Origin of the sequence: uncultured Campylobacter sp. (genome assembly GCF_905371695.1) — a bacterium.
Lineage (GTDB): Bacteria > Campylobacterota > Campylobacteria > Campylobacterales > Campylobacteraceae > Campylobacter_A.
In genome coordinates, this window is record NZ_CAJPMA010000064.1 from 1 (window position 1) to 9827 (window position 9827).

At 45.3% G+C, this 9827-nt stretch carries 7 protein-coding genes and 1 pseudogene; 2 read left to right on the forward strand and 6 right to left on the reverse strand.

Annotated features, from left to right (window positions below):
- Positions 1 to 31: 31 nt before the first annotated feature.
- From QZ147_RS06540 to QZ147_RS06565, 6 genes and pseudogenes are all read right to left on the reverse strand, one after another.
- Positions 32 to 766 (reverse strand): annotated as a pseudogene (locus QZ147_RS06540) (response regulator); the annotation flags it as partial.
- Between the two features lie 79 nt (positions 767 to 845).
- Positions 846 to 2366, reverse strand: coding sequence for an AAA family ATPase (locus tag QZ147_RS06545; protein WP_295148424.1), 1521 nt, complete (start codon positions 2364 to 2366; stop codon positions 846 to 848).
- Entirely contained in the window at positions 2359 to 3222 is an 864-nt protein-coding gene (locus tag QZ147_RS06550) for an NAD(+) kinase (RefSeq protein WP_295148426.1), read from the reverse strand. Before QZ147_RS06550 ends, QZ147_RS06545 begins: the two co-directional genes overlap by 8 nt.
- A complete protein-coding gene (locus tag QZ147_RS06555) occupies positions 3219 to 4382 on the reverse strand; it encodes a GDSL-type esterase/lipase family protein (RefSeq protein WP_295148428.1) in 1164 nt (387 codons plus the stop codon). Before QZ147_RS06555 ends, QZ147_RS06550 begins: the two co-directional genes overlap by 4 nt.
- A complete protein-coding gene (locus QZ147_RS06560; protein WP_295148431.1) occupies positions 4363 to 5478 on the reverse strand; it encodes a DUF459 domain-containing protein in 1116 nt (371 codons plus the stop codon). Before QZ147_RS06560 ends, QZ147_RS06555 begins: the two co-directional genes overlap by 20 nt.
- On the reverse strand, positions 5478 to 6860 hold the full coding sequence (locus QZ147_RS06565; protein WP_295148434.1) for an MBOAT family O-acyltransferase: 1383 nt from the start codon (positions 6858 to 6860) through the stop codon (positions 5478 to 5480). Before QZ147_RS06565 ends, QZ147_RS06560 begins: the two co-directional genes overlap by 1 nt.
- A gap of 158 nt (positions 6861 to 7018) precedes the next feature.
- Between QZ147_RS06565 and aspS the strand changes: the two genes are divergently transcribed.
- Together aspS and QZ147_RS06575 are read left to right on the forward strand one after the other, a co-directional pair.
- Positions 7019 to 8770: an aspartate--tRNA ligase gene (gene aspS / locus QZ147_RS06570; RefSeq protein ID WP_295148437.1), complete on the forward strand. Its 1752-nt coding sequence runs from the start codon at positions 7019 to 7021 to the stop codon at positions 8768 to 8770.
- Between the two features lie 301 nt (positions 8771 to 9071).
- Entirely contained in the window at positions 9072 to 9638 is a 567-nt protein-coding gene (locus QZ147_RS06575) for an adenylate kinase (protein WP_295148441.1), read from the forward strand.
- Positions 9639 to 9827: the final 189 nt, after the last annotated feature.

A 9827-nucleotide genomic window follows, 5' to 3' on the forward strand; every position in this document is an offset into this window, starting at 1 on the left:
CGCCGAACCTTACGCGATTGCGATGTTAGACATCGATCGTGTTGTTTATACGGCAAATTAACTCTTCTTTTTCAAAAGGCTTTGCGATAAAGTCGTTTGCTCCGTTTTTTAAAAATACCGGAGCACCGACGCTTTCGCTCGGAGAGGTCATCACGATGACGCCTAGCGAGTTTTTATCGCGCTCTTTTCGCACCTCTTTTAAAATTTCAAGTCCGTCTTTAACGGGCATTCTATAATCGGTAATTATTAATTTTATATCCGGATTATCGGCGAAATAGCCCATCGCCTCCTCGCCGTGCGCTGCGGTTAGCACCTTAAACTGCAAGCTGGTTAAAATTTTCTTTAAGTTATTTCTAAACGGCATCGAATCTTCTACGATTAGCGCCTTGTATTGCCTATTTTTATTTAGGCGGTTTATCATTTGAAATATGTAGTTGATATCGTCCATATTGCTTTTATATACGTAATCTACGATATCTTTGTGTATGAACGTCTGCTTGGTTTTCTCGTCTATACTGCCCGTAAGCACTATCGCCGGCAGACCCTTTGACAGAACGTAATCTACGATCTCTCCGTTGGGCGCGTCGGGCAAATTAAGATCCAAAATCGTCATAAAATATTCGCTTTTATTGCGCTCGATCATCGCCTTGGCTTCCGCAAAATCGTGCGCGACGTCGATTAGCATATCCTCTACGCTTTTATCCATCTGCTTTGCGATTAGTTTTGCAAGCGCCTTATTATCGTCTACTACTAGAATTCTCTCCATTTTCACTCGCTAAATTTGATAAATTTTAGGCGATTTTATCTAAAATTTTTTATGATAAGGCTTAAACTTAAACTTACCTTTATTTTAGTAATCCTTTCGCGAATTCTATCGCCTCTTTGCTTACGTGTTCGCCGCTTATCATACGCGCCAGCTCGCTTATCCGCTCGTCGTTTTTTAGCTCTCTTACGCTTGAAATTTCGCCGTTTTTCTCGACTAAAAAGTGAGAATTAGCCTTCGAGCTAAGCTGAGGTTGGTGAGAGATAGCGAAAATTTGGTAAAATTTCGCTAGTTTTAGCAGTACGTTTGCGATACTCATCGCCTCTTTCCCGCTTAAATTCGCGTCTATTTCGTCTAATATTATTACGCCGTTTCCGTCTTGTAAAATTTGCGTTTGACTCGCGATAAAGGCTAGTCTTAGGCGGTTTAGCTCGCCCGAGCTTAAATTTTTAAGGCTCGTTTCGTTTAGCGTTAAGCTTATTTCGTCCTTACCAGAAGCGTCTAAAATTTTAGCGGCGAAATTTAGCGAAATTTCGCTCATATAAAGCTCGCTTAAAAACGAATTTATCATACTTTCAAGCTCTTTTACGCGCGGTTTTCTAGTAAGCGTGATTTTATCCGCAAGCGCCTGCGTTTCGTCTTTTAACAGATTAAATTTCACCTCTAATTCGCGCTTTTCAAAGCTTAAATTTTCGTATCTTTCCAGCTCGCTTTTACGTTTTGCCAGCGTTTGCAGAGCTTCCGCGATACCTCCGTATCTATGAGAGAGCGAATTTAGCGCCTCGATACGGTCAAGCACGCTTTCTACGTCGATCTCGTCGAGCTCTTCCATATTTAAATTATCGCGAGCGATCCTTAGCTCGTTCATCGCCTCTTCAAAAAAGCTAGCGTCGATATCGCTTAGATTAAGCGCGTCGACGACGGATTTTTCAAGTCCGAACACCGCTTCGGCCCTACTCCACGCTTCGTTTATTTTATCTTTTTTACTTAGACGCTTTTTTACGTCCATTAGCTCTTCGAATTCGCCTACTTTCGGGTTTACGCTTTCGATTTTATTAATTTCGAATTTAGCGAATTCTTTTAGCTCTTCAACCTTTTTTTCATCTTCCAAAACTCGCGAAAGCTCTTTTGAAATTTTAGAAAATTCGTCGAATTTCTCAGCGAAATTTTGCTTTACGGCGTTAAATCCCGCCTCCTCTTTCGCCGCTAAAAAATCAAGCAACTCCAAAAATCTCTCGTTTTCAAACTCGTTTATTTCGCGCGCGGATAAATATTTTACGTGCTCTTTGGCGATTTGGGCTAAATTTTTCTTCGAAACGCTTTGAGAGTTGATGAAATATCTGGCGCTTTTGTCTTTTAAGAGCTTAAAAGTATTGATTTCCTCGTTTTCTATACCTAGCGCGCTCATATCAAAGACGTAATTAACGTCGGCTTCGATTAGCCTAGCTTCCGCGTCTTTTAGCCCGAAGACCGCCATTATCGCGCTCATAAGCACCGATTTGCCCGCGCCGCTAACGCCCGTAAATACGCTAAGTCCGCCGCCAAAATTTAGCTCGGCGTTCGTAAAACTTAAAAAATCTTTTATCAAAAGTCGCTCAATCATTATAACCCCAGTGTAATTTCTCTTTTAAAATTTGAAAATAATCGCGCCCGACGTGGCGAATCAAACGCGCAGATTTTCGGCTTAGGCTAACGGCTACGAAGTTAAGATTGGCCATTTTGTAGCGTTCTTGCCCGTCGATTACCAAAAGCGCGTCGTTTTGCGAGCTAAATTTCACCTCGTACTCCCTCGAAAGCACGATAGGGCGCTGCGTAAGCGAGTGCGAACACACGGGAGCGACCGCAAAAACCTCGCTTAAAGGGCTTATAATCGCCCCGCCCGCGCTCATATTGTAAGCCGTCGAACCCACTGGCGTAGAGACGATGACGCCGTCGCCTAGATACGAGTTAAAATACCGATCGTTTAAAAACGCCTCGACCCGCACGGCAGAGCCTACTTTGGCGCTTAATACGACCGCGTCGTTGAAGGCTACTTTTTCTATTATTTCGCCGTTTTTTTTGCAAAGCTTTACGTCTAGCATAAAAGGGCGCTCGACGTTAAAATTTCCTTTAAAAAACTCGGCGAAAAACTCCTCACACTCGTCCATCGTAATGTCGGTTAAAAAACCTAGCCTGCCCGCGTGTACGCCCAGCACGAAAGGCGAAATTTCCGCGCAATGCCTACACAGCGAGATGATCGTGCCGTCGCCGCCAAGAGAGATCAAAAAATCGCACTTTTTAGCTAAATTTAGCACATCTAGCCCGCTCTCGCCCACCGCTTGCGCGGTTTTGGCTTCAAGTAAAATTTCCGCTCCGTAACGCTTTAAAATTTCACTTAAAATTCGTAAATTTCTAGGTAGCTCGGGCGCGATTTTAGCGACTATGCCTACTTTTTTTACGTTTTTATAATCAAGTTTCATAGCGCCGATTTTAGCATATTTTTTAGCTGCTCCGCCAAATCCTTGCCTACTTTTTTATAGCCCTCGGGAAGCAAATGAACGTCCGTTTTTGAAAGTCCTTGCTCTATCCACGCGCGCTTACCGCCATTTGCCGATACGAAGGCGTCGATGTCGTAAAATATCGCGCCGTTAGCGCTCGCAGCCTCTTTTAGCGCCTTTTTTACGGCGTTAAATTTAGGCTTTATAACGGGCGGCGGAGCGATGATTAAGATTGCGGCGTTAGGCGCATTTTGCCTGATTTTTTTTATCAGCTCGTCCATGTTTTTGCGAAATTTAAGAATATCTAGGCTCGGATCCATCGCGTCGTTCGTGCCGTATTCAAGCGCGATTAGATCGTAATCGCTTTGCGTCAGCTCGCTAAACGCGTCCGTGCGCCACTTTTGCCAAAGGTCCGATTTTGCGCCGTTTATACCGCAGTGCTCTACGTATCTAGCGTTTTTGGCTAGAATTTTATAGCCTTCTATCAAGGCGCCGGCTTGCAGCGCGGTGATTTTTACAGGAAATTTTAGGTTAAATTTCGCGCTTTTGCGCGCCGTATCGCCCGTTAAAATTTTACTAAATCCTGGCGCTTCTATCTTTAAAATTTCGCCCGCCCTAACGCCTTTAAATAAAATTTCAAACTCGTATTCCCGCGCGCTTAAATTTTTAGTTTGCAGCGTTACGCTAGCGCCTTTTTTTTGCGAGCGCGCGATAACGCCGCAAAGCGGATAATCGCCAAATTCGTCTCGTTGCGAGTTTAAAATTTCAAAGCCCGAAATTTTATAGCTCAAAAAATCGCTTTTTTGATACCTAGGCATCGCCGCGTAAGCAAAGCCCACCGAATTTTGCGCGTTAGAGCCGAAAAATTCCTCCCTAAACCCATGCGCCAAATCGTCGCTAGCCACGTGCGAATCGCCGAAAATTTTAATAGCCAGCGCGCCGTTTGCGTTAAATTTCGCGGCTAATTTTTCTAACGCGTCCGTGCCCCGAGGGGCTTGCAGCTTCGCATCGTCGTTTAAAATTTCGGGCGCATTCGCGCTTTTTCGGCTAGAAATTTGCTCGGTTTTGGGCGTTTTTTGCGCCAAACATCCGGCAATTAGCAAGCAAAGCGCCGAAATTAAACTATTTCGTAGAATTCTCATCTAGTACCTCGATTTGCTTCATTAACTGCGCCGATACGATTTTAGAGCCTTTGATATTTATGTGAATTCCGTCGTCGGCGCGCGCTTTTACGGACTTGCCTTTGTCGTCTTTTAGGTAGGCTTCGTATTTTCCGCCGTTGCAAACGACGCCGTCCGTGTCGAAGTATCTTCCGCCCCTAGCCTTCGCGCCGGCTTTAAAAATTTCGTTTAAGCGCCTCATTTTCGCGTCAAACGCCTCGTCTCTCATACAAGGCGCCCCTAGCCATATCACGCGCGCTCCCGCCGTCTGAGCCGCGTCGTAAATTTCGCCTACGCGCCCGCCGTAAAAGTCCGCCCATTCGTCGCTATTAAAGTCCTTATAACGCCCGCCTATCTTAACGCCCCAAGAGTCGTTAGCGCCGAGCAATACGACTACTAACTTGATATTTCGGTTTTGCGCCAGCGTTTCTAACGTCGCTTCTTGCCAATCAAAATAGCGTTTATTTATTAACCCCGTACTGTGACGGCTAAGATCGGTCGATTTTATACCTAGCCTTGAAAGCGATTTTTTAGCGTGCATAGCGACGGGCTGCATCATCGAATCGCCGATAAATAGCACCTCCTCGCCGCTTTTTAGCACGATCTTATCCTCCGCTAAATTTTGCGGCGCGACTACGGTTTGCGGCTTGCGCGGCGAAATTTGCGACGCTTGCAAAATTTGTTCGTTTTGCGAATTTTGCGCCACCGAGCCTTCGCCCTCGTTTGCGCCCGAAGGATTTTCGCCGATTTGATCTTGCGGGGAGAAATCGTGCCGCGTTAGATTTTTATTTTCTTTGGTTTTGCTAAAAATTTCGCTTAAATTTTCGTCTAAATCCTCGTCCGCTACGGGCGAAACGACGCGATCGTCGCCGCTAGCTAGGCGCTGCTCTTTTTTCTCGTCGAAAATTTTTAAAATTTCGTAAAATTCGGTGAATTTTTTGACGTATAAATTCTTAAAAATTTTACTTCCGCTAACGTCTACGTGGTATTTATTTAGCAAATAATCGGCTAACGGGCGCTGCATAGCAAGACAAACAAAAACGATGCAAAAAACATAAACGAAAATAAAGCGTGCCATTAAAAACTCGAATATATAAAGCTAGGTACGCCGTCGGGCATTACGGCGAAAATCGCGCAAAAAATCGCGGCTAAAAGCGCGGGCTTGATAACCGTAGGAACGAAATTTAGCGCGCATTTAACGCCGAATTCCAAATCGTCGAAATAAGGATAGGCAAAAAACGCCGCCCAAAATAGCCCGAGCGCAAACCAATCTTGCAGGCTAACCCCCTTAAAATTCGAGCATGCGGCGAGTAAAATTTCATTCGCTTCGCTAATTTCGGGACGCGCGAAATAAACCCACGCGACGCTTACGAAAATATAGGTAAAAAAACGCGACAAAAATGGCAGATAGCGGCTTATGCTAACACCGATTTTAGACATTAAATTTAGCCAAACTATACCTAATCCGTGAAGCAACCCCCATACCAAAAACCCCCAACCCACGCCGTGCCAAACGCCCGAAAGCGCGAACGCGATAACTAAATTTAGCTGCGTGCGGAAAAATCCGCGGCGAGAGCCGCCCAGCGGGATATAGACGTAATCCCTGATAAAAAACGACAAGCTAATATGCCAGCGTCGCCAAAATTCGCGCAAATTTAAAGAGGCGTAAGGCATATCGAAATTCGGCGGCAATGCAAATCCGAGCGCGAGAGCGAGCGCGGTTACTATATTTACGTAGCCGCTAAAATCGCAGTAAATCCACACTCCGTAGCTAAAAATCGCCGTTAAAATTTGGACGCTATTAAAGCTAGAAGCGTCGCTAAATACGCCGTCCACGTAGCCTTGCAAATAATTTGCGATTAGCGCTTTTTTAACGACGCCCAGCAAAATAAGAGCGAAAATTTTATCGCCGTCGCCGAATTTTCGCTCTCGCTTAAACTGAGGAAGCATAAACTCGCTCCTACAAATCGGCCCCGCAAGCAGCGTCGCAAAAAAAGAAAGATAGCAAGCAAGCGTTAAAAACGGAGCGGGTTTGTGTCTTTTTTGATAGACGGCTACCAAATAAGTGATCGAAGTAAAGGTGTAAAACGATATGCCGATAGGAAAAACGACCTCTAAATTTCTGGCTAAAAGATCGAATTTGAAAAACAGCAAAAGCTCTTTAAAATCGCTTTGCAAAACGTCGAAATATTTAAAAAAACAAAGATAAGCCAGCGTAAAAAATAGCCCGAGAAGCAGCGCGTCGAGCCTTTTTTTATAAACTATATAAAGCCCGAAATACGACACGAAAAACGTGTGAAAGGCTAAAACTAGCGCAAAAACGGGGCTAAAACTGCAAATAAAGGAGTAATTAGCGATTAAAATCAGTCCGTTTTGAAACTTAAAATTTGACGCTAGCGCCCAATAAGCTAGAAAAAATACGAAAAAAATCAGGGTAAATTCTAATGAAAAAAAGGTCAAAATAAGGCTTTCTAAAAAATTTCGGCGGGATTTTAGCATAAAATTTAGAATTTTCAAATTTAGCCTCTTTTTACTAAATTTTAAAGAAAATTTAAATATACTTGCCCGATTTAGTACAGAAAGGAGATTCGTCGCGCAAACCGCGGCGAAACAGCAAAATGAGAAGCAACTATTGCGCTGATTTAGGCGCGGCCGACATAGGCAAAGAAGTTACGCTTTGCGGCTGGGTAAACACCTACCGCGACCACGGCGGCGTTATATTTTTGGACCTGCGCGATCGCACGGGGCTGATCCAGATCGTCTGCGATCCGGCAGATAGCAAGAGCTCTCACGAGGCCGCGTCGCACGTTCGCGACGAGTACGTGTTAAGGATAAAAGGCAAGGTCCGCGCTCGCGGCGAAGGCCTGGTAAATCCGCGCCTAAAAACGGGCGAGATCGAAGTAGTCGCAGACGAAGTGATCGTCGAAAACCCGAGTGAGCCGCTGCCTTTCGTTATCGGCGACGAGAGCGTAAATGAGGACATCAGACTAAAATACAGATTTTTGGACCTTAGAAACGAGAAACTTCAAAATATCTTTAAAATGCGCTCAAAAGCAGCGATCGCAGCCAGAAACAGCCTAGATAAAATGGGCTTTATCGAGTTTGAAACGCCGATTTTAACCCGCGCGACGCCGGAGGGCGCCAGAGACTATCTAGTGCCTAGCCGCGTATATCCGGGCCAGTTTTACGCCCTACCGCAAAGCCCGCAACTTTTTAAACAGCTTTTGATGTGCTCTGGCTTTGATAAATATTTCCAGATCGCAAAATGCTTCCGCGACGAGGACTTGCGCGCGGATAGACAGCCTGAATTTACGCAGATAGATATCGAGATGAGTTTCATCGAACAAGAAGACATCCTAAATATGGCTGAAAATATGCTAAAAGACGTCTTTGCCGCCTGCGGATACGATATCCAAATCCCTTTCCGCCGAATGAGCTACAAAGAGGCGACCGAGAGCTACGGCAGCGACAAACCCGACCTGCGCTACGACCTAAAGATGATCGACGTTATCGACATTTTCGCGCGCTCTAGCAATGAAATCTTTAGCAAAATCGCGAGCGAGCCTAAGAAAAACCGCGTCAAAGCGCTAAAAGTGCCAAACGGCGATAATATCTTTAGTAAGCGCGAGATGAACCGTTTTGAGGAATTCGTCCGCAAATTCGGCGCTCAGGGCCTTGGCTACTTCCAGATGAAAGAAGACGGGCTAAAAGGACCGCTTTGCAAATTTTTCGAGCAAAGCGACCTTGACGAGATTGTCGCTCGCTGCGAGCTAAAAGTCGGCGACGTCGTATTTTTCGGCGCCGGCAAGAAAAAAGTCGTGCTTGACTACATGGGGCGATTTAGGATTTTCCTCGCAGAGCAAATGGGCATCATCGACCAAAACAAAATGGAGTTTTTGTGGGTGCTCGACTTCCCGATGTTTGAGCAAAACGACGACGGCAGCTACTCGGCTATGCACCATCCGTTTACCATGCCTAAAAACATCGACGAGTCCGATCTCGAGGACATCCTGTCGGTCGCTCACGACGTCGTGCTTAACGGATATGAGCTTGGCGGCGGTAGCGTGAGGATACACAAAAACGACGTTCAGCAAAAGGTATTTAAGCTACTAGGCATCGACGAGGCCGAGCAACGCGAGAAATTCGGCTTCTTGCTCGATGCATTAAGTTTTGGCGCGCCTCCGCACGGCGGTATCGCGATCGGCTTTGACAGGCTAAATATGCTAGTAAATAAAACCAGCTCGATCCGCGACGTCATAGCCTTCCCTAAAACCCAGCGCGCTCAGTGCCCGCTAACGAAGGCGCCTAGCGAAGCTAGCGGCGAGCAATTAAGAGAGTTGGGACTAAGGCTGCGAGAAAAAGAAAAATAAGCTTGAAAGCGTTGTCTCGTGAGCGCTTTTTGTAGAGGTAGTAAAATTTTGGCTCGATGAACTATATGTTCTATCTGCGCCGAAATTTTACGTCGCAACTCCAAAAATCATTTCACGATACTTCCGCTATAAATTTAGTTGATTTTATTTTTTATTTTAAAGAAAAGGCGAAGTATCTTGCGACGAATTTAAATGTTGCGAAGAAATTTTCGACCGAAGATAGAACATATAGTTCATCGAGGGAGGAAATTTCTAGCTCATTTAAAAGCGCGCAAGAGACAAGCCGCAAAGAAAGGAAAAAATGAAAAATTTGTTTTTAATCATCGGCGCTCCGGGTTCGGGCAAAACCACCGACGCATCGCTAATCGCGCAAGAAGATGCTAAATTTGCTCACTTCTCAACAGGCGATCTACTCCGCGCAGAGGTTGCTAGCGGCTCAGAGCTTGGCAAACTAATCGACGGATTTATCTCAAAGGGCAACCTAGTCCCGCTTGACGTCGTCGTAAACGCGATCGTCTCGGCGATCAAAAGCTCGGACAAATCAAACGTCATTATCGACGGTTACCCGCGCAGCGTCGAGCAAATGACCGAGCTAGACAAAGTGCTAGCCGCGCAAAACGAGATCGCGTTAAAAGGCGTGATCGAAGTGGACGTTAGCGAAGCCGTCGCACGTGAGAGAGTACTCGGACGAGCACGCGGAGCCGACGACAACAACGAGGTTTTCAACAACCGTATGAAGGTTTATCTAGAGCCGATCGAGGCGATACGTAAATTTTACAAAGAAAAAGGCCTGCTCCACGTCGTAAACGGCGAACGAGCGATCGAGCCTATCGTAGCCGACGTCAAGGCCCTCGTAAATAGCTTATAAGAATTATTTAGAGCCTCAAACTAGGCTCTAAATTTAAGCTTTCCATAAATCCAAATTAACAAAAAATTCACGAAGTGTCACTAAAATCCGCTCCATGATTTCATAAAAATCACATCAAATTTAAAGGATACGTAATGTTTAAAAAAATAGTTTTATCAGCGACTCTTGCAAGCGCTATGTTTGCGGCGG

Bases quoted from the DNA above. Each gene is read 5' to 3' on its own strand.
- QZ147_RS06545 (WP_295148424.1), bottom strand. From the start codon at position 2,366: ATGATTGAGCGACTTTTGATAAAAGATTTTTTAAGTTTTACGAACGCC.
- QZ147_RS06550 (WP_295148426.1), bottom strand. From the start codon at position 3,222: ATGAAACTTGATTATAAAAACGTAAAAAAAGTAGGCATAGTCGCTAAA.
- QZ147_RS06555 (WP_295148428.1), bottom strand. From the start codon at position 4,382: ATGAGAATTCTACGAAATAGTTTAATTTCGGCGCTTTGCTTGCTAATT.
- QZ147_RS06560 (WP_295148431.1), bottom strand. From the start codon at position 5,478: ATGGCACGCTTTATTTTCGTTTATGTTTTTTGCATCGTTTTTGTTTGT.
- aspS (WP_295148437.1), top strand. From the start codon at position 7,019: ATGAGAAGCAACTATTGCGCTGATTTAGGCGCGGCCGACATAGGCAAA.
- QZ147_RS06575 (WP_295148441.1), top strand. From the start codon at position 9,072: ATGAAAAATTTGTTTTTAATCATCGGCGCTCCGGGTTCGGGCAAAACC.